The sequence below is a fragment of the Friedmanniella luteola genome, assembly GCF_900105065.1.
Lineage (GTDB): Bacteria > Actinomycetota > Actinomycetes > Propionibacteriales > Propionibacteriaceae > Microlunatus > Microlunatus luteolus.
The window spans coordinates 1,849,857-1,870,097 of record NZ_LT629749.1; the positions used below are offsets into that span (position 1 = coordinate 1,849,857).

General features: G+C 74.3%; 20 protein-coding genes. 7 read left to right on the forward strand and 13 right to left on the reverse strand.

Features of this window, described 5'->3' with window-relative positions; translation table 11 throughout:
* The first annotated feature begins 73 nt into the window (after positions 1-73).
* A complete protein-coding gene (locus BLT72_RS08745; RefSeq protein ID WP_091412085.1) occupies positions 74-955 on the forward strand; it encodes a PPK2 family polyphosphate kinase in 882 nt (293 codons plus the stop codon).
* Between the two features lie 151 nt (positions 956-1,106).
* Here the strand turns inward: BLT72_RS08745 and BLT72_RS08750 are convergent, their stop codons facing one another.
* The 10 genes from BLT72_RS08750 to BLT72_RS08800 form a co-directional block, all read right to left on the reverse strand.
* Complete coding sequence (locus BLT72_RS08750; protein ID WP_091412087.1) at positions 1,107-1,940, reverse strand: sirohydrochlorin chelatase; 834 nt, start codon at positions 1,938-1,940, stop codon at positions 1,107-1,109.
* Between the two features lie 12 nt (positions 1,941-1,952).
* Positions 1,953-3,386, reverse strand: a complete 1,434-nt coding sequence (locus tag BLT72_RS08755; RefSeq protein WP_091412089.1) for a sulfate adenylyltransferase subunit 1 — start codon at positions 3,384-3,386, stop codon at positions 1,953-1,955.
* Positions 3,386-4,366 carry a sulfate adenylyltransferase subunit CysD gene (gene cysD / locus BLT72_RS08760; RefSeq protein ID WP_091412091.1) on the reverse strand — a complete coding sequence of 327 codons (981 nt, stop codon included), beginning with the start codon at positions 4,364-4,366 and terminating at the stop codon, positions 3,386-3,388. Before cysD ends, BLT72_RS08755 begins: the two co-directional genes overlap by 1 nt.
* Entirely contained in the window at positions 4,363-4,956 is a 594-nt protein-coding gene (cysC, locus tag BLT72_RS08765; protein WP_091412093.1) for an adenylyl-sulfate kinase, read from the reverse strand. The genes cysD and cysC overlap by 4 nt, the downstream gene beginning before the upstream one ends.
* Positions 4,953-5,642 (reverse strand): phosphoadenylyl-sulfate reductase, encoded by a 690-nt coding sequence (locus BLT72_RS08770; protein ID WP_091412096.1) that lies wholly within the window; start codon positions 5,640-5,642, stop codon positions 4,953-4,955. The genes cysC and BLT72_RS08770 overlap by 4 nt, the downstream gene beginning before the upstream one ends.
* A 184-nt stretch (positions 5,643-5,826) precedes the next feature.
* Positions 5,827-7,548, reverse strand: coding sequence for a nitrite/sulfite reductase (locus BLT72_RS08780; RefSeq protein WP_091412101.1), 1,722 nt, complete (start codon positions 7,546-7,548; stop codon positions 5,827-5,829).
* Between the two features lie 261 nt (positions 7,549-7,809).
* Positions 7,810-8,880, reverse strand: a complete 1,071-nt coding sequence (locus BLT72_RS08785) for a YihY/virulence factor BrkB family protein (RefSeq protein ID WP_231930456.1) — start codon at positions 8,878-8,880, stop codon at positions 7,810-7,812.
* 27 nt (positions 8,881-8,907) lie between these two features.
* Positions 8,908-9,168 (reverse strand): hypothetical protein, encoded by a 261-nt coding sequence (locus tag BLT72_RS08790; RefSeq protein WP_091412103.1) that lies wholly within the window; start codon positions 9,166-9,168, stop codon positions 8,908-8,910.
* A gap of 164 nt (positions 9,169-9,332) precedes the next feature.
* Positions 9,333-11,198 (reverse strand): glycoside hydrolase family 15 protein, encoded by a 1,866-nt coding sequence (locus BLT72_RS08795; RefSeq protein WP_091412106.1) that lies wholly within the window; start codon positions 11,196-11,198, stop codon positions 9,333-9,335.
* 12 nt (positions 11,199-11,210) lie between these two features.
* Positions 11,211-11,768 carry a mycothiol transferase gene (locus BLT72_RS08800; protein ID WP_091412108.1) on the reverse strand — a complete coding sequence of 186 codons (558 nt, stop codon included), beginning with the start codon at positions 11,766-11,768 and terminating at the stop codon, positions 11,211-11,213.
* A 56-nt stretch (positions 11,769-11,824) separates the two neighbouring features.
* Here BLT72_RS08800 and BLT72_RS08805 point away from each other — a divergent pair, with 56 nt between their 5' ends.
* Complete coding sequence (locus BLT72_RS08805; protein WP_091412110.1) at positions 11,825-12,250, forward strand: VOC family protein; 426 nt, start codon at positions 11,825-11,827, stop codon at positions 12,248-12,250.
* A gap of 66 nt (positions 12,251-12,316) precedes the next feature.
* On the opposite strand, the gene BLT72_RS08810 is transcribed toward BLT72_RS08805, so the two are convergent.
* Positions 12,317-13,633, reverse strand: coding sequence for a hypothetical protein (locus tag BLT72_RS08810; RefSeq protein WP_091412112.1), 1,317 nt, complete (start codon positions 13,631-13,633; stop codon positions 12,317-12,319).
* A 204-nt stretch (positions 13,634-13,837) separates the two neighbouring features.
* Between BLT72_RS08810 and BLT72_RS08815 the strand changes: the two genes are divergently transcribed.
* A complete protein-coding gene (locus BLT72_RS08815) occupies positions 13,838-14,680 on the forward strand; it encodes a serine hydrolase (RefSeq protein ID WP_091412114.1) in 843 nt (280 codons plus the stop codon).
* Positions 14,681-15,562: 882 nt separating this feature from the next.
* Positions 15,563-16,063: a MarR family winged helix-turn-helix transcriptional regulator gene (locus BLT72_RS08825; protein WP_157720365.1), complete on the forward strand. Its 501-nt coding sequence runs from the start codon at positions 15,563-15,565 to the stop codon at positions 16,061-16,063.
* Positions 16,064-16,081: 18 nt separating this feature from the next.
* Here BLT72_RS08825 and BLT72_RS08830 read toward each other — a convergent pair whose 3' ends face one another.
* A complete protein-coding gene (locus BLT72_RS08830) occupies positions 16,082-16,987 on the reverse strand; it encodes a sugar phosphate isomerase/epimerase family protein (RefSeq protein WP_091412119.1) in 906 nt (301 codons plus the stop codon).
* A 29-nt stretch (positions 16,988-17,016) separates the two neighbouring features.
* A complete protein-coding gene (locus BLT72_RS08835) occupies positions 17,017-17,844 on the reverse strand; it encodes a sugar phosphate isomerase/epimerase family protein (protein WP_091412122.1) in 828 nt (275 codons plus the stop codon).
* Positions 17,845-17,965: 121 nt separating this feature from the next.
* On the opposite strand from BLT72_RS08835, the gene BLT72_RS08840 reads away from it, so the two are divergent.
* The 3 genes from BLT72_RS08840 to BLT72_RS08850 all read left to right on the forward strand — a co-directional run bounded on the left by BLT72_RS08840 (position 17,966) and on the right by BLT72_RS08850 (position 20,239).
* Positions 17,966-19,003 (forward strand): LacI family DNA-binding transcriptional regulator, encoded by a 1,038-nt coding sequence (locus tag BLT72_RS08840; protein ID WP_091412124.1) that lies wholly within the window; start codon positions 17,966-17,968, stop codon positions 19,001-19,003.
* A gap of 82 nt (positions 19,004-19,085) precedes the next feature.
* Complete coding sequence (locus tag BLT72_RS08845) at positions 19,086-20,000, forward strand: sigma-70 family RNA polymerase sigma factor (protein WP_091412126.1); 915 nt, start codon at positions 19,086-19,088, stop codon at positions 19,998-20,000.
* Entirely contained in the window at positions 20,000-20,239 is a 240-nt protein-coding gene (locus tag BLT72_RS08850) for a hypothetical protein (protein WP_231930458.1), read from the forward strand. Before BLT72_RS08845 ends, BLT72_RS08850 begins: the two co-directional genes overlap by 1 nt.
* Positions 20,240-20,241: the final 2 nt, after the last annotated feature.

Sequence of the window (20,241 nt, forward strand, 5' to 3'; positions counted from 1 at the left end):
GGCTCACCCTCGCACACCCCGTCCGTGCCTCCGCCGCCCCGGCCCGGGCGGCCCGTCGGGCACAATCGCCCGCATGGCCAAGAAGAGCAAGCCCCAGGAGCCGGTGCCCGTCACCCAGCCGCTGACCGAGCTGCTGCGGCTGCCGGCCGGTCCGGTGGACCTCGGCACCCTCGACCCGGCGGCGACGACCGGCTTCGCGGGCAGCAAGGCCGACGCGCCCGCCCTGACCGCCGCGCTCCAGCCCGAGCTGTCCGACCTGCAGGAGCGGCTGTACGCGACCGGACGGGCCGGGCTGCCCGGCGCCCGGCGGGTGCTGCTGGTCCTGCAGGGCATGGACACCGCGGGCAAGGGCGGCGTCCTCCGGCACGCCATCGGCATGGTCGACCCGCAGGGGGTGCGGATCAAGGCGTTCAAGGCCCCGACGGCCGAGGAGCGCCGGCACCCCTACCTGTGGCGGGTCGAGCGCGAGCTCCCGCCGCCCGGGATCATCGGGGTCTTCGACCGCTCGCACTACGAGGACGTGCTCAACGTCCGGGTCAACCGGCTGGTCGAGGAGGCGGTCTGGAGCACCCGGTACGAGGAGATCAACGCCTGGGAGGCCGACCTCGTCGCCTCCGGGACCGTGCTGGTGAAGTGCTTCCTGCACATCTCCTCGGCCACCCAGAAGGAGCGGCTGGCCGCCCGGCTCGACGACCCGACGAAGTACTGGAAGTACAACCCGGGCGACGTGGACGAGCGCGCCAAGTGGCTCGCCTACGCGGAGGCCTACGAGGCGGTCCTGGAGCGCTGCAGCACCCAGGTCGCGCCCTGGTTCGTCATCCCGTCCGACCGCAAGTGGTTCCGCAACTGGGCCGTCGCGCAGCTGCTCGTCGAGCACCTGCGCTCCCTCGACCTCCAGTGGCCGCCGGCCGACTTCGACGTCGAGGCCGAGAAGAGACGTCTGGCACTGACGTAGTCCTGCGGCTCGCGCCCGGCCGGGGCCCTCGGAGACCCGCTCTTCCTTCCTCGCCCGCGGGACGAAGATCGTGTCCCACGGGCTCACTCGTCCAGAGCGGGCCCGGGCCCCGACCTTGCCGACGCTCGCCGCGCGGCCGCGAGCCGGAGAGCTACGCGGAGACGACGGACAGGTGCCGGACCGGCGGCTCGAGGTCGAGGTCGTCGAACGGCGAGCTGGTCCCGACGTGCTCGGCGGGGGCGTCGAGGTCGACGAGGTCCATGGCGGACACCAGGTAGCGCACCAGCGCCACCTCGGCGATCTCGGGCTCGGCCCCCATCGGGTCGGACACCGCGACGGCGCCGGCCTCGTAGGCCAGCTCGGCCTGCCGGGTGAAGAGGAGCCCGGGGGAGAGGAACCAGCTGCCGACGGCGATGTGCCGGCGGCCCTGCGCGCGCAGGGTGCGGATGGCCTCGGCCGTGGTGGGACCGGCCGCCGTGGCGAAGGCGGTGACGTGCGGCAGCCGGTGGTGGGTGGCCCACTGCCGGGCCCGGCGGGCGACGATCGCGTTGCTGCGGACGTCGCTGCTGCCGGCGGCGGCGAAGACGAGGCCGTCCAGCTCGCTGACCCGCCGGGAGCGCAGGGCGTCGCGGAGCCGCCGGTCGATGACCGCGAGCAGGGCGGCCTCCGGGCCGATCGGGCGCGACGCCAGCACCCGGACGTCCGGGTGCTCGGCGCGGACGGCGGCGACGGCGGCCGGCACCTCCACCTGGGCGTGGAACGCGTCGGACAGCAGCAGCGGCACGAGGACGACCTCGGTCACCCCGCGGCGGGCCAGCTTGGCCACCACCTGGGGTGCGCTGGGCGCGCAGTGGTCGAGGAACGCGACCTCGACGTGGAGCGACGGGCGGATCGCGAGCAGCGCGGCCCGGATCTGGGCGCTGACCTGGGCGACACGGGGGTCGTGGCTGCCGTAGCCCAGGAGCACGAGCGCAGGAGCAGTCATGGGTGCTCCTCCTTACTTCTGCGGTGTGGTGCCGTCGACCCTGGCGGCGGTGGGGGTGGGAGCCGGCGCGGGCGCCGGTCCCGTCGGGATGGCGGTGCTGCCGGCCATGCCGGCGCCGAGCGTCCAGCCGTCCGCCTCGTCGACCAGGATGAACGCGCCGGTCGCCCGGTGCTCCTTGTAGGAATCGAGGGGCAGGGGAGTCGCGAGGGCGATCCGGACCCGGCCGATGTCGTTGAGGCCCAGCTCGGTGGCCGGCTGCCAGTGCGGGGTGCCGCCGGACGCGAACGCGAGGTCCAGCGCGCCGTCGACGGAACGGACGATGCCCTTGGTGAGCGCGGTGCCGTGCTGGACCAGGACGCGGGCGCCGACGGTCAGCGTCCGTTCGGCCAGCCAGCAGACCGTGCCGGTCAGCTCGCGGACCGGCACCGGTGGGGCGTCGGTCCCGGCCAGGATGTCGCCGCGGGAGACGTCGATGTCGGTGTCCAGCCGCAGGGTCACCGACTGGCCGGCCACCGCGGTGTCCAGCGGCCCGTCCGGGGTGTCGACGGCCACCACCTTGGCGTGCGAGCCGCGCGGGAGGACGACGACCTCCTCGCCGACGCGGACCCGGCCGGACTCGATCTTGCCGGCGTAGCCGCGGTAGTCGGCGTCGACGGCCGGGGCGGAGGCGGCCCAGGGGGCCAGCGTCGCGCCCTGGGGCCGGATCACGTGCTGCACCGGGAAGCGGAGGTCGGCGCCGACGGCGAGCTTGGTGTCGTCGACGGTCTCGAGGTAGCCGAGCACCGTCGGACCCTCGTACCAGGGCGTCCGCGGCGACCGGGTCACGACGTTGTCGCCCTCGGTGGCCGAGACGGGGATGCAGTGGCTGTCCAGCACCCCGAGGCTGCGGGCCAGCACCGAGAAGTCGGTGGCGATGCGGGTGAAGACGTCCTGGGCGTAGTCGACCAGGTCGATCTTGTTGACCACGAGGACGACGTGCGGCACCCGCAGCAGGGAGGCGACGGCCAGGTGGCGGCGGGTCTGCTCCACCACGCCCTTGCGGGCGTCCACCAGCAGCACGATGACGTCGGCGGTGGACGAGCCCGTCACGGTGTTGCGGGTGTACTGCACGTGCCCGGGGCAGTCGGCCAGGATGAACTTCCGCGCCGGGGTGTGGAAGTAGCGGTAGGCGACGTCGATGGTGATGCCCTGCTCGCGCTCGGCCCGCAGCCCGTCGGTGAGCAGCGCGAGGTCGGCGGTCGCCAGGCCCTTGCGCCGGCTGACCTGCTCGACGTGGTCGAGGGTGTCGACGAGCACCGAGTTGGTGTCGAACAGCAGCCGCCCGACCAGGGTGGACTTGCCGTCGTCGACGGAACCGGCCGTGGCCAGCCGGAGCAGCGTGCGCCGGTGGCCGGCGTCACCGCCCGGACGGCGGGTCGGCGCGGCGGCGGTGCTGGTGGTGGGCATCAGAAGTACCCCTCTCGCTTGCGGTCCTCCATGGCGGCCTCGCTCATCCGGTCGTCGGCCCGGGTGGCGCCGCGCTCGGTCAGCTGGCTGAGCCCCACCTCGGTGATCACGTCCGCGACGGTCGTCGCCTCCGACAGCACCGCGGCGGTGCAGGACATGTCGCCGACGGTGCGGTAGCGCACCGAGCGGCGCTCGACGGCGTCGCCGTCGCGGGCCGGGGTGACCGGGGTCAGCGCGATCCACATGCCGTCGCGCTCCACGACCTCGCGCTCGTGCGCGTAGTAGATGGACGGCAGCGCGATGCCCTCGGCCTCGATGTAGTCCCAGACGTCCAGCTCGGTCCAGTTGGACAGCGGGAACACCCGGACGTGCTCGCCGGGCAGGTGCCGGCCGTTGTAGAGCGACCACAGCTCGGGCCGCTGGTTGCGCGGCTCCCACTGGCCGAACTCGTCGCGCATCGAGTAGACGCGCTCCTTGGCCCGGGCCCGCTCCTCGTCCCGACGGCCGCCGCCGAACACGGCGTCGTGCTTGCCCTCGGTGATGGCGTCGAGCAGCGGGACGGTCTGCAGGGGGTTGCGCTGGCCGTCGGGGCGCTCGCGCAGCCGGCCGTCGTCGATGTAGTCCTGCACCGACGCGACCGCCAGGGCGGCTCCGTAGAAGGTGGTGGCCTCGTCGCGGTACTGCAGCACCTCGGGGAAGTTGTGCCCGGTGTCGACGTGCAGCAGCGAGAACGGGATCGGGGCCGGCCAGAAGGCCTTCGCCGCCAGGTGCAGCATCACCACCGAGTCCTTGCCGCCGGAGAAGAGCATCACCGGCTTGCGGAAGGTGGCCGCGACCTCGCGGAAGATGTGGATCGACTCCGACTCCAGCGCCTGCAGCTCGGTCAGCGGCTGCACGCCCAGCGGCGTGCGACGCGGGACCCGGGTGCTCGGGTTGGTGCTGGGGACGTCCTGCTCGGTCGAGCTCTGGGTCTGGGTCATGGCTGGTCCTCCCGGATCGCCGTCAGCAGCGCGGAGGCCAGCTCCACGGAGGTCGGGAGGTCGACCTCGGCCGTGTCGAGCACGAGCTCGGCGCTGCGGGGTTCCTCGTAGGGGTCGTCGACGCCGGTCAGCCCGTTGATCTCGCCCTGGCGGGCCTTGGCGTACAGACCCTTGACGTCGCGGGACTCCGCGACCGCCAGCGAGGTGGACACGAACACCTCGGCGAACGGCACGTGGGCCTCGGCGTGCGCCTGGCGGACGGACTGCCGGGCGGCCGCGTAGGGGGCGATGACGGGGACGAGCACCGTCACGCCGTGGCTGGCGAGCAGCTGGGCGACCCAGCCGATCCGGGCGACGTTGGTGTCGCGGTCGGCGCGGGTGAAGCCGAGCCCCGCGGAGAGGTGCGGGCGCACCTCGTCGCCGTCGAGGACCTGGACGCGCCGGCCCTCGGCCCGCAGCCGGTCGGCCAGCGCGTGCGCGATGGTGGACTTGCCGGCGGATGGCAGGCCCGTGAACCAGACCGTCGCCCCGACGGCGAGGTCCGGGTCGGCGCCGACCCGGGGGGCGGAAGTCCGCGCGGTGGCGCTCACAGGTGGATCCCGCACTCGGTCTTGGCGCGGCCGGCCCAGCGGCCGCCGCGGGCGTCGTCCCCCGTGCTGCGGACAGTGCAGGGCTCGCAGCCGATCGAGGCGTAGCCGTCGTCGAGCAGCGGGTTCACCATCAGGCCGTTCCGCTCGATGTAGCCGGCCACGTCGTCGTCGGACCAGGTGGCGATGGGGGCCACCTTGATGATGTGCCGGCGGGCGTCCCAGGAGACGACCGGGGTCTGCGCGCGGGCCGCGGAGTCGGCGCGGCGGAGGCCGGTCGCCCAGGCCGCGTAGGGCTCGAGCGCACGGCTGAGCGGGGCGACCTTGCGCATCGCGCAGCAGCGGTCGGGGTCCGTCGCGAACAGGTCCTGGCCGTAGCGGGCGTCCTGCTCGGCGACGGTCAGGTCGGCCGTCACGTTGATGACGTTGACGGCGTGCACGGCGCTGACGGCGTCGCGCGTGCCGATGGTCTCCACGAAGTGGTAGCCGGTGTCGAGGAAGACGACGTCGATGCCCGGGGCGACCTGCTCGGCCAGGTGGATCATCACCGTGTCGGCCATCGAGGACGTGACCACGAGGCCGGAGCCGAAGTGCTCGGCGGCCCAGCCCATGATCTCCAGGGCGGTCGCGCCCTCCAGCTCGGCGTTCGCGTGCAGGGCCAGGTCGGCCAGGTCGAGGGTGGTGCTCATCGCTCCTCCTGCGCGTCGCGTCGGCCCGGGACCAGGCCGAGGAACGACACGGAGAACGCCCGCAGGCAGCTGCGGCATTCCCAGCCGCCCTCCTCGCGAGGGAACAGCGTCTCCTCGGAGCAGTACGGGCAGTACAGGACGGCCTGGCGCGTGCTGTGCCCTGAGCCGGTCGAGGGGGCCCCCGTCATACGAGCACCGACTCGTCCGCCCGGGCCACCCACTGCGCGAAGCGCTCGCCGTCGGCCCGGTCGGCGACGAAGGCGCGGGCGACGCGCTCGACGTAGGGGCCGAGCTCGTCGGCGGTCACCTTGTGCCCGCGGAGCTTGCGGCCGAAGCCGGCGTCGAGCCCCAGCCCGCCGCCCAGGTGCACCTGGAAGCCCTCGACCTGCTGGCCCGCCGGGCCGGGGACCAGCTGGCCCTTGAGGCCGATGTCGGCGGTCTGGATGCGCGCGCAGGAGTTGGGGCAGCCGTTGAGGTGCACGGTGATGGGGGAGTCGAGCGCGCCCAGCCGGGTCTCCAGCTCCTCGATCAGCGTGGCGGCGCGCGCCTTGGTCTCGACGATGGCCAGCTTGCAGAACTCGATGCCGGTGCAGGCCATCACCGAGCGGCGCCAGGCGTCCGGGCGGGCCGACCAGCCGATCGCCTCGGTGGCCTGCGTGAGGGACTCGAGGCGGTCCTCCTCGACGTCCAGGACCAGCAGCTTCTGCATCGGCGTGGTGCGGACCCGTGAGGAGCCGTGGGCCTCGACGACGTCGGCCAGCTGCAGCAGCGTGGCGCCGGTGGTGCGCCCGGCGGCGGCGGACAGGCCGACGAAGAACCGGCCGTCCTTCTGCCGGTTGACGCCGACGTGGTCGCCGGAGCGGGTGGGCACGGCGGGGGCGGGGCCGTCGGTGAGCCGGCGGTGCAGGTACTCGTCCTCCATGACCTGGCGGAACTTCTCGACGCCCCAGTCGGCGACGAGGAACTTGATCCGGGCGCGGGTCCGCAGCCGGCGGTAGCCGTAGTCGCGGAACACGGCGCAGACGGCCGCCCAGACCTCGGCGACGTCCTCGCCCGGCACCCAGGCGCCGACGCGCTGGGCCAGCATCGGGTTGGTCGACAGGCCGCCGCCGACCCACAGGTCGTAGCCGGGGCCGTGCTCGGGGTGCTCGACGCCGACGAACGCGATGTCGTTGATCTCGGGGACGACGTCCTGCAGCGGGTGGCCGGTGATGGCGGTCTTGAACTTGCGCGGCAGGTTGGAGTACTGCGGGTCGCCGATGTAGCGCTCGACGATCTCGGCGATGGCGGGCGTGGGGTCGATGATCTCGTCGGCGGCGATGCCGGCGACGGGGGAGCCCAGGATGACGCGCGGGCAGTCGCCGCAGGCCTCGGTGGTGCTCAGCCCGACGGCCTCCAGCCGGCGCCAGATCTCCGGCACGTCCTCGACGCGGATCCAGTGCAGCTGCACGTTCTGCCGGTCGGTGATGTCGGCGGTGCCGCGGGCGAAGTCGACGGAGATCTGCCCGATCACCCGGAGCTGCTCGGTGGTCAGCGCGCCGCCGTCGATGCGGATGCGGAGCATGAAGTACTCGTCGTCGAGCTCGGACGGGTCGAGGGTGGCCGTCTTCCCGCCGTCGATGCCCGGCCGGCGCTGCGTGTAGAGGCCGAACCAGCGGAACCGGCCCCGCAGGTCGCCCGGGTCGATCGAGGCGAAACCGCCGTGCGCGTAGATGTTCTCGATGCGGGCCCGGACGTTGAGCGGGTTGTCGTCCTTCTTGGACTGCTCGTTGGCGTTCAGCGGCTCGCGGTAGCCGAGCGCCCACTGGCCCTCGCCCTTGGTGCGGCGGGGCTTGGGGGCCGGGCGGGATGCGTCGGGCCGGGTCGCGGCCGCAGGACGCGGGCTGGAGGTGGTCTCGGTGCTCATCGGTGTCCTCGATCGGTGGGGCTGCACACGGCGTGCGCGCTCCTGACGGAGGGCGCGGGCGCGGCGTGCCGGGGCTTCAGCGGCGAGGCCGACGACAGATCATCGACCCGGTGCGACCGAGGTCGAGGTAGTGACGCACCGTCAGCCCGGAGGGCCGGGCCGGGCCCTGGCGCGACGGCCGGGGCCGGTCGCGCGGGTGCTCCGGGGCGATGATCACGGCTCCACCCTCATCCGTCGATCGCCCACGATCAAATCCGATTCTCACTTGTTGAGAATCGTGTCCGTATCCTGGGACGCTGAGCGTGGGCGCCGGAGCGGTCGGGCGTACCGCTGCCGTCCGGGCCCGCCCGGGGGCGTCACCGGCGTCAGGGTGTCCGGGATCTCGACGGGGTCGTCGACCGGCGGGTGCGGGATCCCCGAGAGGCGGGGCCACACCTGGTCCAGGGCGGCGTTGAAGGCGGCCCCGATGAGCACGGCGATGGAGATGAGGTAGAGCCAGACCAGCACGGCGATCGGCGCGGCCAGCGGCCCGTAGATGGAGGTCGAGCCGGTGCTGGCGCTCAGGGCGAGCCGGAGCAGGACGCTGCCGCCCACCCAGGCCGACAGGGTCAGCGCGGCTCCGGGCAGGTCGGCGCGCCAGCGCGTCCGCACCGGCACCGAGAGGTGGTAGAGCGAGGTCAGGAAGCAGACCGAGCCGAGCAGCACGACCGGCCAGTACAGGTCGCCCAGCACGTCGAGCCGGCTGGGCAGCAGCCGGTCGACCAGGCCCGGGCCGGCCAGCACCAGCGGGACGAGCAGTGTCCCGACCAGCAGGAAGACGACGTAGAGGGTGAAGGACAGCGCCCGGGTCCGGACGATCCCGCGCCGCCCGGCCAGGCCGTACATGATCGTGATCGTGTCGACGAAGACGTTGAGCGCCCGCGAGCCCGACCACAGCGCCAGCACGAAGCCGACCGAGATCACCGAGAAGCGACCGCCGGACAGCACGTCGTCGAGGGTGGGGGCGATGACGTCGGCGACGGCGTCCTCGGTGAGCACCCGCGAGGACAGGGCGAGGACCTGGTCCTGGAAGCCGGCGATGGTCCGCACGTCGAAGCGCCGGGCGATGTAGCCGACGGCGCCGGCGAGGCCGAAGATCAGCGGCGGCAGCGACAGGATCGCGAAGAAGGCGGCCTCGGCGGCCAGACCGGTGACCCGGTGCCGCAGGCACGCGCCGACCGTCTGCACGAGCACCGCCCACACCCGTGACCCGCTGCGGCCGCGCGCCCGGGGGCGGGCCGCCGGCGGGGCGGCGGTGGCCGCGGCCGGTCCCGTCCTGCGGGGCGTGGTCACCCGGTCAGCGTAGGTGACCGGTGGGGGTCAGACGGGGACGAGCCCGGGACGGCCGAGCCGGCCGCGCCAACGCCGTCCGGGCCCCGGGCCGCGGCGGGCGAAGGTGACCTCGTCGTCGACGAGGGAGAAGGTCTCGGCGCCGAGCTGGTCGGCCACCGTGACCAGGGTGGCGAGCTCGATCCGGACCTCGGCGTGGTAGCGGTCGTCCACGGGGGGCAGGTCGGCGAGCAGCACCGGTGCGCGGTCGTCGTGGGTCCGGGGGAGAGGCTGCCCGCTGAAGTCGATCATCGTTCCCGTCCTGGACCGACCGACTGGGCCGGAGTCAGCCCCGAGGCTGGTCCTGGTCGCGACGCTGCCCGGTCACCGTAGGCAGAGCGGTGCGGCCGGGGCAAGCAGCGGGGCGGTGCGCCGCCGGATCGGTGACCAAGGTCCCGGGTCGAGGGTCCCGGGGGTCAGCGGTCGCCGGTGGTCACCGTGATGGCGGCGTTGAGCAGGGCCAGGTGGCTGAGCCCCTGGGGCAGGTTGCCGAGGAAGGCCCCGGTCCCGGGCTCGACCATCTCGGCCAGCAGGCCGACGTCGTTCGGCGTGCCCATCAGCTCGTCCATGAGCTCGCGCGCCTCGTCCCCGCGGCCGACCAGCTGCAGGGCCGACACCATCCAGTAGGAGCAGGCGACGAAGAGGCCCTCCTCCTGCTCGGCCCCGCTGTAGCGGTAGAGGTGCGGTCCGTGCCCCAGCTCGCGACGCAGCGCGTCCAGCGTCGAGGACATCCGCTCGCCGCGGTCGAACCCGCTGATCGCGTGCAGCAGGATCGAGGCGTCCAGCTGGTCGCTGCCCGGGTACCAGAGGTAGGCGCCGCGCTCCTCGGACCAGGCGTTCTCCTCCACCCAGGTGCGGATCAGGTCGGCCTCGCTGGCCCAGCGGTCGGCCGACCCCGGCACCTGGCCGATCTCGGCGAGGTGGGCGGCCTGGGTCAGGGCGTGCCAGCAGCCCAGCTTCGAGGTCGTGTAGTGCTGCAGCTCGGGCAGCTCCCACATGCCGGAGTCCTGGCTGCGCCACAGGTCGCAGGCCCGGTCCGCGATCACGGTGAGCTGGCGGCCCGTCGCGTCGTCGAGCACGTTGCCGTGGTCCACGTAGAGCTGGACGATGCTGAAGATGTCGCCGAAGACGCCCAGCTGCAGCTGGCCGCTGGCCGCGTTCCCGCTGACGACGGGGCCGACGTGCCGCCAGCCGGGGACGTCGTGGTGCCGCGGCTCCTGGTCCGGGAATCCGCCGCTCAGGGTGTAGAACACCTGCGGCTCGTCGACGAAGCGGCGCATGGTGGCCAGCAGCCAGCTCATGGCGCTGTGGGTCTCCTCGCGCACCCCGAAGCGGAACAGCGCCGTCAGCGAGTAGGCCATGTCGCGGATCCAGGCGTAGCGGTAGTCCCAGTTCTTCCCGCCGGCCAGCGACTCCGGCAGCGACGGGGTGGCCGCGGCCGCCAGCGCCCCGGTGGGGGCGTAGATGAGCTGCTTCAGCACCAGGGCGCTGCGCTCGACCGCGGACGCCCAGGGCCCGTCCCAGCTGAAGGTGCCGCTCCAGCGCTGCCAGTTGGCCACCGTCCGGTCGACGCCCTCGTCGAGGTCGGCGGGAGCCGGCAGGTAGAGCGCCTCGTCGGCGGTGGCCACCAGGCCCAGCAGGTGCCGCGAGCCCGGGGCGGTGGTGTAGCGCACGGTGACGTCGCGGTCGCCGACCTCCACGCCGTCGTCCTCGAGGGTGCGCGGGGCCAGGGTCAGGCCGTCCAGCCGCAGCACCTTGCCGTGCACGGTGTCGTGCATCCAGGGTGAGGCGGAGTTGAGGCACGTGCCGGGGACGATGCGGCCGGTGAGCGTGACGGTGCCCTCGACCCCGTCCAGCCGGCGGGCCAGCTCGGCCCACGGCAGCCGGCCCGCGATGCCGGTGTTGAGCGAGTCGGTGACCCGGACGACGCCGCTCGCGGTGCGGAACGTCGTCTCCAGCACGTTGGTGCCCTCGAGGTAGCGCCGGCTGGCCGTGAACTCCTCGTCGGGGCACAGGTCGACGTGGCCACCGTTGTCCGCGTCCAGCAGCGCTCCGAAGGCCACCGCGCCGTGCAGGTCGGGCAGCGGCAGCCAGTCGATCCGCCCGTCCCGGGCGACGAGGCCGATGGTCCGTCCGTCCCCGATGGTGGCGTAGGTCCGCAGGTCGGCGTAGCCGTCGGCGTCGCGCTCGTCGACGACGGCCTGCACGGGCTCCCCGTCCCGCCACGTCAGCTGGTCGGTGCCGACCCGGGCGGGTGGCGGCGGGCTCGGTGCGGGGCTCATGGTGTGCCCAACCTACGGAGTGGCCGGCGGGGGCGGCGCCGCCGCATCGGGCGGGCCCTCCTCGCCGGTCCCCGCGCCGGCCAGCTCGACCACCACGTCGAGGTGGCCGAGATGGCGGGCGTACTCCTGCACCAGGTGCAGGAGGACGCGCTCCAGGGTGGGGGGTGCGCCTCCGTCCCACCGCGGACCGGGGGCACCGACCTCGTCCAGCGCGTGCGCGGCCGCGACCGCCCGGGTCACACCGCCCTGGGCCTCCAGCCGCTCGAGCAGCGCGCCCGCGTCCGTGCCGGGGGCGACCCGCCACACGCCGTCGCCGTCGGCGTCACCCCACGGCTCGTCCACCGGCCGCCCCTCGAAGCCCCAGACCAGCCAGCGCCGCTCGACGTGCTCGAGGTGCTGCACGAGCTCGAGCGGGGTCCAGCCGGACGGCAGTCGGCTGACGTGGCGGTGGTCGGCGGGCAGGGAGCGCACCTTCGCCACCACGGTGGTGCGGAAGAAGTCGAGGTAGCCGGTCAGCACGTCGGTGCGGCTCGCCCGCGGCAGCAGCGGGGACGGGAACGGGAGGGTCACCGGGGGAGCCTACGGAGGTCTCGACGGGTGCCGGGTACGGGTGGCAGCCTGGCGCCATGACCGCCGAACCTCGTGGCCCCCGGATCCGTCAGGTGGTGCTGGACACCGACGACGCCCGCTCCCTGGCCGAGTTCTACCGCCGCTTCTTCTTCCTGACCTACCGGGCCGGGGACGAGCCGCCGCCGCCCGGGGAGGCCGACGAGCGGGGCCGGGACTGGCTGGTGCTGCACGGCGACGACGGCCTCGGGCTGGCGTTCCAGCAGGTCGAGGACGCCCCGCGCTCGACCTGGCCCGAGCACGGCCAGGCGCAGATGCTGCACCTGGACACGACGGTCGACTCGGCCGCGGAGCTCCTCCGGCAGCGGGACCGCGCCCTGGAGCTGGGTGCGAGCCTGCTGCTGGACCGCTTCGACGACCCGGAGGAGCCGCTCTACGTGTTCGCGGACCCCGCCGGGCACCCGTTCTGCGTCTTCGTCGGCTGAGGACCACGACGCACGACCGCCGGCCCCTGGGAGGGACCGGCGGTCGGCGTCGTGCTGCGGGCGGGCTCAGCGCAGGGCGAGCTCCACCTTGATGGTGTCCGTGGAGAGGTCGCCGCTGGAGGTGAAGGAGTACAGCCCGATCGGCGGGCCGTCGAAGGTGGCGCGACGGCCGTCGACGCTGCCCTCGGCCTTGAAGTTGTACCGGGGGTAGAAGGTGCCCTCGACGACGGACGGGTCCTGGTGGTCGAGCGTGACGCGGGCGTTCTTGAAGGGGTCGTTGGTGAGGGACCACCGCACCGTCTTCTCGTCGACCTTCTGGCCGTCGCGCAGCTGCAGCCGGTTGGGGCAGCCCGACGGCGCCAGCTCGTGCTGGTCGAGGCACTTGTCCAGGGCGGCCTTGGTGGTCTTCACGAAGGCGGCCTTGGCGTCCTTGGTCAGCGTCGGGGTGAGCCGCGGCGAGGTGTAGTCCGACGGGCCGGTCAGCGTCAGGGTGGCCTTGTCGCCGTAGCTGACCCACGTCGACGAGGTGGTGAACGCGTAGGTGCCGGGCAGCAGGGAGACCACGTCCTGCTCCAGCTCGACGCCGTTGATCAGCAGCGGGAGCGTCTCGTCGCGCTGGTAGCTGAGGTCGAACTCGCTGGCGCCGCGGGTGATCTGCCAGAGCCCGCCGGTCTCGCTCACCGAGAACTCCTCGACGACGGCGCGCTCGCCCAGGTTGTAGCGGGTGGTGACGCGCGAGGCGTACTCGTCGGTCACCTCGGGGACGTCGATGCCGGTGAGGGGAGCCGCCTTCGCCGAGGCTTCGAGCACCGGGCGGGTCATGAAGGTGGTGTCCGCCGGCGGGGTCTTCAGGAAGCTGGCGGCCTTCTCGCCGTCACTCGCGGCGACGGCCTCGAGGAAGCCGCGGACCGCGTCGGAGGGCTTCGCCGCCTCGGCGGGCTCGGAGGAGCTCCCGCCGGACCCCGTGGCGACGGGCTCGTCGTCGCCGCCGCGGAGGGCGGCGATCGTGATGCCGACCACCAGCAGGAACGCCACGCCGGCGGCGACCAGGATCAGGGGGAGCCGGGACTTCCGGGCGCCGTTCGCCGCCGGGCCGGTGGCCGCACCCGCTCGGTACGGCCCGTAGGGGCCGGGGCCGCGCGGGCCACCGGGGCCGCCCGGGCCGGGGCCGTAGGGCTGGCCGGGGATCGCGTTGTCGGAGGCGGGTCCGCCGTACGGACCGGCTGGGTCCAGGCCGCCGTAGGGCTGGCCCTGCGGACCGGGCTGACCGGGGGGGTTCGGCGGCGGTCCGGCCTGCTGCGGCCCGTTCGGCGAGGCCGGGTCGGGCTGGAACTGCGGGCCGCGCGGCTCGGGCTGGGCGTCGGGGCGCTCGGCGTCGGACACGGGTTCTCCTCGGGGCTCAGGACGGGCGGGGCTCGGTGCGAGACCCTAGTCGCCGGTCAGGTCAGGAACGGGGAGTTCGTAGCTTCTTGACCCAACCGTGGCTTGGATAGTGACTTCCTACCGGAAGCTCCGACCGTGCCCCGTACCCCGTGCCCCGTGCCGGGGTGCCCGCGCCGCGCCGTCCCGGGCGCTAGCGTGCCCACCATGCTGACCCGGTCCCGCCTCGCCGTCGCGTCGACCCTGGCCCTCGTGGTCCTCCTGCTGCCCGCCCCCGGGGAGCCTTCGGCGGTCGCGGCGCCGGTCGCGGCCACCTCGGCGTCGGCCGCGGACCGCAGCTTCGCCGCCGTCGAGCGCCGGTTGGACGGTCCGGCCGGGGTCGTCGTCTTCGCGGTCGGCGCCGGCGCCCGGACCCGGCCGCTGCTCGAGGTCGGCGACCTCCGCACCGGGGTGGCGTGGTCGACGGCCAAGGTGCCCGTCACCGTGGCGGCGCTGCAGCGCTCGTCCTCGGCCCGCACGAAGGCGCGGGCCCGCGCGGCCATCACCCGCTCGGACAACGCCGCCGCCGAGCAGCTGTGGCGCGGCCTCGGCCGCCCCACCACGGCCGCCCGCCGGACGCAGGCCGTGGTCCGCGCGGCTGGGGACCGCCGGACCAGGGTCCAGCACCGCCGCGTCCGTGCCGGCTTCACGGCCTTCGGCCAGACGCGCTGGGCGCTCGAGGACCAGGCCCGCTTCGCCGCCGGGCTGAGCTGCCGGAAGGAGGCGCGCGCCACCCTCGCACTCATGCGCAAGGTCGTGCCCGCCCAGTCCTGGGGTCTCGGCACCCTCGACGAGGTGGCGTTCAAGGGCGGCTGGGGGCCCGTCGGTCGCGGCTACCTGGTGCGGCAGCTGGCCGTCGTCACGCTGTCCGACGGCCGGCAGGTGGGCGTCGCGATCGCCGTCCACGCCGGCTCCGGCTTCGACCGCGGGACCCGCGACCTGACCCGGATCACCCGCTGGCTCGAGCCCCGGCTCGACCGCCTCGACGGCGGTCGGTGCCCGAAGCGCTGAGGGGTGCGGGAAGCCTGACCTGCGACGAGTGCTGACGAGCCGCGCGCCGACGGCCCGGTTCGCCGCAGGTCTCCAGCACTCGCCGCTCCGGGCAGCACGCGCTCAGCCACCCTGCCGGTGACCAGGCTGTAGACCGCCTTGTGCAGCACGTCCACCACCTGCTCCGACCGGGGCCAGGTGTACGGCGGCGCGCCGGCGCCGGTGGCGTTCTCGACGGTCTGGTCGAAGGCGAGCCGGACGGCGGTGTGCGCGGCCTGGGCCCGCAGACCGCGCAGCCCGAGGGCGGCCCAGACGCCGGCGATGCTGCCCACCGCCGCACCGGTGCCCCAGTGCATGGCGTGGTTCCACAGCACCGGCTGCTCGCCGTCACCGGTGGGCCGCCCCAGCAGCGTCCGCAGGGTCCGCCCGGGCACGAAGGAGTCGGGCCTGTGCGTGAGGGCCTGCTCCAGCAGCTCCCCGGCGGTCATCGCGGCGACGCCGACCAGCCCGGCCAGGGCGCCGCGGCCTGCGGCGGCGGCCAGCAGGGCGGGCCGGGACGCGGTGGCGCGGGTGGGGGCGGGACGCATCACGGCTCCAGGAGGACGAGGCGGTACGGGCCACGACCGGGTACCCGGGCCCGGGCCGGCGAAACGACCGTCGCCCCCCGACCGCCGTGACGCCCGCCCGGCCCACGGTCTGCGGCGGACCCTGCCATCCCCCGATCTCGGGGTCCACCGCTGACCAGGGGATCCCTCCTCGTCGAGGGATCCGTCTCCGCCAGCCTGGCAGCGGGTCGACGTCTCGTCAAGTAGTCGCACGGTCGAGTTACTTGGTCACCGCGCGCGCGGTGGCTACAGTGCTCTCGCAGCGGGGCGCCCCTGAGCGGACCGCGGAGGAGTGGACGTGTCCGTGAGCCCGGCCGGCGACGAGGTCGAGGAGGCCATCCGGAGTCTCCGCGCGGTGATCCTCGCGGGTGAGCGGTACCGGCACGTGCTGGCCGACCGGGTGGGTCTCGGCATCACCGAGACCCAGGCGATCAGCTACCTCACGGTGTTCGGCGACCGTGGCCAGACCGACCTCGCGGCCGACCTCGGGATCACGACCGGCTCGTCGACGGCCCTCGTCGACCGCCTGGAGCGGCGGGGGATCGCCGAGCGCTACGCGCACCCCAGCGACCGGCGACGGGCGCTGGTCCGGCTGACCGACAAGGGCCAGGCCGTCGTCCGGTCCAGCCACGACTGGCTGCTGGCCGCCCTGCAGGACGTGCCGGAGGAGCGGATGGGCGAGGCCGCCGGGTTCCTCCGCTCGATCGCCGACCGCCTCAACGCCCAGTCCCGGCAGATGGCCGGAGGCGCCGACCAGCCCGGGCTCGGCGAGCCCGAGCCGGAGCCGACGGCGGGCTGACCGCCGTCCCGCCTGCCGTCAGCCCACCAGGGCGGGCAGCACGCGCTGGGCCCAGGCGAAGGACAGGGCGTGCGACTCGTACCGCGAGTCCACGCTGGGCACGTCGACCTCGATCATGTAGTCGCCGTCGTAGTCCGCCGGCAGCGCGGCCATCACGCCGTCGAGGTCGACCACCCCGAGCCCCGGCTCCGCCCACAGCCGCTGGGTGGAGCCGATGTCGCGGTAGCTGAGACCCTCCCGCGACGCCGGGTCCAGGTAGTCGGGGAAGACGTCCTTGAGGTGGATGCCGCCCACCCGGTCCGCGTACCGGCGGACCAGGGCGACGGGGTCGGCGCCGGCCCAGGCCAGGTGGCCGGTGTCGGGTCCGAACCCGATGACGTCGGGGCCGAGGGTGTCGAGCAGCTCGGTGACCTCCGCCTCGGTCTCGAACACCCCGCCGACGTGGCTGTGGTGCAGCGGACGCAGGCCCTGGCTCTGCAGCACCTGGCAGACGATGCCCACGTTCTCGATCGCCAGCGCCAGCCGGTCCTTGTCGAAGTCGGCGCCGACGGCCGGCCGTTCCATCCGGGCCGGGACCGCCATCGAGGAGACCATCGTGCGGTCGAGGCCGAGGGCGACCTGGTCGGCGGCGAACCGCTTCGCGCGCTCCATCTCGTCGGCGATGTCGATCGTCTCGTCGAAGGGCGAGCTGAACAGGCTGAGCGACGGCCGCAGGCCGTAGCCGGCGATCCAGCCGGCGTACTCCTCGGCCGTCATGCCCTCCGGGACGTCGGCCTTGACCGCGGTGAAGCCGATCTTCTGGAAGTCGGCGAAGGCGGTCTCGAAGACCTCCCGCGTCTTGCCGTCGCGCGCCCAGTAGGGGATGGGGTTGGCGGCCAGCTGCGGCTGGCGCCGTCCGCTGCCGGTGCTCGTCGTGTCGCTCATGGTGGGCCCTTCGGGTCGGGTGGCGTCGGTCAGGCGAACGGGATGTGCTCGGCGCGGAGGAGGTCGGTGAAGGCCCGCCACGCCTCGGTGAAGAGAGCGGGGCCGGAGAACCCGCCCAGCGCGTGGGTCTGGCTGAGGTGCGGCTCGAGGGAGAAGAAGCCGTCGAAGCCGTCGGCGTGCAGCGCCCGCATCGTCTCGGCGACCTCGCCGTCGCCCCGACCCGCCGGCACGACCTCGCCGCTGGCCAGCAGCGCGTCCTTGATCTGCACGTACGCCAGGTGCGGGCGCAGCTGCGCGTAGCCGTCGGTGAAGGGCCGGACCCCCACCTGCACGAAGTTGGCGGCGTCCCAGGCCAGCCGGAGGTAGGGGGACCCCACCGACTCGACGACGTCGAGGCAGCGTCGCGGGATGTCGCCGTAGATCTCCTTCTCGTTCTCGTGCAGCAGCACCACGTCGCCGTCCGCGGCCACCCGGGCCAGGGCGCTCATCCGGGTGAGCACCTCGTCCCGGACGCTGTCGGGGTCGACACCGGCGGGGACGAAGAAGGAGAAGATGCGGACGTACGGCGCCCCGAAGTGGTGGGCGACCTCGACGGCGTGCCGGGCCCGCTCCAGGTGCGGGCCGAAGTCGTCACCGATGCCGATCTTGCCGATCGGCGAGCCGATGCTGGAGACGGCCAGGTCGTGCTGGGTGAGCAGGGCGGACGCCCGGGCGAGCTGGTCGGCGTCGAGGTCGAGGACGTTGGTGCCCCAGGCGCTGCGGAGCTCCAGGTGGGTCAGCCCCAGCTCGGCGACGAGGGCGCACTGCTCGGCGAAGTCGGGGGAGATCTCGTCGGAGAATCCGGACAGGGTCCACATGGCAGGTCGTCTCGTTCCGGTGCTGGGGCGGGCGGTCCCCCCATCCAGCCACCCGGCCGGCGGTCACGACCAGTTGTTGCCGTTTGTTGCTCATCGGCCCCGGCCGGGGCAGGGTGGCGGCATGGGCGACGGCGCGGGGGGCGGGGCGTCGCGAGAGCCGTCGAGACCGACCATCTACGACGTCGCCGAGGCCGCCGGGGTGGCCACCTCGACGGTGTCGCGGGCGCTGGCGCACCCCGGCCGGGTCAGCTTCGCCACCGCCGAGCGCATCCGGCAGGTGGCCGACCAGCTCGGCTACCGGGCCACCCGCATCTCCCGGGCGGCGACCCGGCGGACGTCGCTGCTGGCCGTCGTCGTCGCCGACATCACCAACCCGGTCTACTTCGGGATGATCCGCGGCGCCGAGCGGACCGCGGCGCACGCGGGCTACACCGCGGTGGTGGTCGAGACCCAGGAGTCCGAGACGACCGAGCGCGCCGCGCTGGCCCGCGTCCAGCCGCTGGTCGACGGCGTCGTGCTCACCTCCTCCCGGATGCCTGACGCGGCCATCCGGGAGGCGGCCAAGCAGGGCCCGCTGGTGGTGCTGAACCGGATGGTCGGCCAGGTGCCCTCGGTGACCAGCGACAACGTCCGGGCCGTCAAGCGCGCGACGGAGCACCTCGCGGGGACCGGCGTCGACTCGATCACCTACCTCCCCGGGCCGGAGGCGTCCTGGTCGGACGGGATGCGCTGGCGGGGGCTGCGGGAGGCGGGGCTGGAGCTGGGGATGAGGGTCCGCCGCGTCGGGTCGCAGGACCCGACGATGCGGGGCGGGGCGGCGGCCGCCGAGGAGTGGCTGGCGCACCGGACGCCCGGCGTCATCGCCTACAACGACCTGCTGGCCATCGGCTTCATCCGCGCCGTGACCGCCGCCGGGGTGGTCGTGCCGGACGACGTCCGCGTGGTGGGCTTCGACAACATCGTCGACGCCGAGCTGGTGCAGCCCGGGCTGACGACGCTGGCCTCGCCGCTGGTCAGCCTCGGCTCCGCCGCGGTGAACCACCTGCTGAAGAGCACCGGTCGTCACCGCCCGGAGGAGCTGGAACCCATGCTGCTGCCGGCCCGGCTGGTGGTGCGGGGCTCCACCGGCCCGCACCCCGTCCGGCCCGTCGGCGGATGACGGCGGTCACACCGGGTCCCGCCGGCCCGTCAGGGACACGAGCGCGCCCAGCCGGGAGGCGCCGGAGGAGAGGAGCGCGCTGGTGACGTCGACGGAGGAGTTCGAGGCGGAGCGGCCGCGGCTGCGCCGGCTGGCCGCGCGGGTGCTGGGGGACCCGAGCGGGGCCGAGGACGTCGTCCAGCAGGCCTGGCTCCGCCTGCACGCGACGGACGAGCCGGTCGTCAACCTGCCGGCCTGGCTGACCACCGTCACCACCCGGCTCTGCCTGGACCGGCTGCGCGCCCGGGTGCCCGCGCCCGTCGAGGCGGTGGAGGAGGCGGGCAGCGCGCCCGACCCGGCGGACGAGGTCGCGCTCGCCGACACCGTCGGCGTCGCCCTGCAGGTGGTGCTGGAACGCCTCTCGCCGGCCGAGCGGGTGGCCTTCGTGCTGCACGACTCCTTCGGCTTCGAGTTCGCCACCATCGCGACCGCCCTCGACACCACCCCGGCGGCCGCCCGCAAGCTGGCCTCCCGCGCCCGCGCCAAGGTCCGGCAGCCGGCGGCGGAGGACCGGCTGGCCGCCTGGGAGGTCGTCGACGCCTTCATGGCCGCCGCCCGCGAGGGCGACTTCGACCGCCTGCTGGAGCTGCTCGCCCCGGACGCCGTGGTGACCGCGGACCTCGCCGCGGTGAGCGCGGGCACGCCGGGACGCCTCGAGGGCCGGCGGGAGATCGCCAGCTTCTTCAACGGCAGCGCCCAGTCCGCGATGGCGGTGTTCGCGGGCGACCGGCCCGCGGCCGCCTGGTACCACCGCGGCCGCCCGGCGGTGCTGTTCGACTTCGCCGTCGTCGACGGCGTGGTCGCCCACATCACCTTCCGCGCCGAGGCCGACGCGCTGGCCGCGGTGGAGCGGCGGGACGGCGCGTCCCGCCGGGCGCGCCCGGCCGTCGGTCACACCGCCTCCGTCCCGGACGTCGTCCCCGGTGAGGACGACCACCACGACCAGGAGGAGCAGTGATGGTGAAGACGATGTCGTGCCGCCAGCTCGGCGGCGCGTGCGAGCTGGAGCACCGGGGCGGGACGGCCGACGAGATCATCGTCGCCCAGGACCGCCACCTCGAGGAGGCGGAGCAGGCGGGCGACGCGACCCACCAGGAGGCGCGGGACGCGATGAGGGGCCGGTGGCGGCGGCCCAGGAAGTCGCTCGACTGGTACAACGGCGTCAAGCGGACCTTCGCCGAGCTGCCCGAGGGCTGAGC

Excerpts from the sequence above, each read along its gene's own strand:
- BLT72_RS08745 (WP_091412085.1), top strand. The coding sequence starts at position 74 with ATGGCCAAGAAGAGCAAGCCCCAGGAGCCGGTGCCCGTCACCCAGCCG.
- BLT72_RS08750 (WP_091412087.1), bottom strand. The coding sequence starts at position 1,940 with ATGACTGCTCCTGCGCTCGTGCTCCTGGGCTACGGCAGCCACGACCCC.
- BLT72_RS08755 (WP_091412089.1), bottom strand. The coding sequence starts at position 3,386 with ATGCCCACCACCAGCACCGCCGCCGCGCCGACCCGCCGTCCGGGCGGT.
- cysD (WP_091412091.1), bottom strand. The coding sequence starts at position 4,366 with ATGACCCAGACCCAGAGCTCGACCGAGCAGGACGTCCCCAGCACCAAC.
- BLT72_RS08770 (WP_091412096.1), bottom strand. The coding sequence starts at position 5,642 with ATGAGCACCACCCTCGACCTGGCCGACCTGGCCCTGCACGCGAACGCC.
- BLT72_RS08780 (WP_091412101.1), bottom strand. The coding sequence starts at position 7,548 with ATGAGCACCGAGACCACCTCCAGCCCGCGTCCTGCGGCCGCGACCCGG.
- BLT72_RS08790 (WP_091412103.1), bottom strand. The coding sequence starts at position 9,168 with ATGATCGACTTCAGCGGGCAGCCTCTCCCCCGGACCCACGACGACCGC.
- BLT72_RS08795 (WP_091412106.1), bottom strand. The coding sequence starts at position 11,198 with ATGAGCCCCGCACCGAGCCCGCCGCCACCCGCCCGGGTCGGCACCGAC.
- BLT72_RS08805 (WP_091412110.1), top strand. The coding sequence starts at position 11,825 with ATGACCGCCGAACCTCGTGGCCCCCGGATCCGTCAGGTGGTGCTGGAC.
- BLT72_RS08815 (WP_091412114.1), top strand. The coding sequence starts at position 13,838 with ATGCTGACCCGGTCCCGCCTCGCCGTCGCGTCGACCCTGGCCCTCGTG.
- BLT72_RS08830 (WP_091412119.1), bottom strand. The coding sequence starts at position 16,987 with ATGAGCGACACGACGAGCACCGGCAGCGGACGGCGCCAGCCGCAGCTG.
- BLT72_RS08835 (WP_091412122.1), bottom strand. The coding sequence starts at position 17,844 with ATGTGGACCCTGTCCGGATTCTCCGACGAGATCTCCCCCGACTTCGCC.
- BLT72_RS08840 (WP_091412124.1), top strand. The coding sequence starts at position 17,966 with ATGGGCGACGGCGCGGGGGGCGGGGCGTCGCGAGAGCCGTCGAGACCG.
- BLT72_RS08850 (WP_231930458.1), top strand. The coding sequence starts at position 20,000 with ATGGTGAAGACGATGTCGTGCCGCCAGCTCGGCGGCGCGTGCGAGCTG.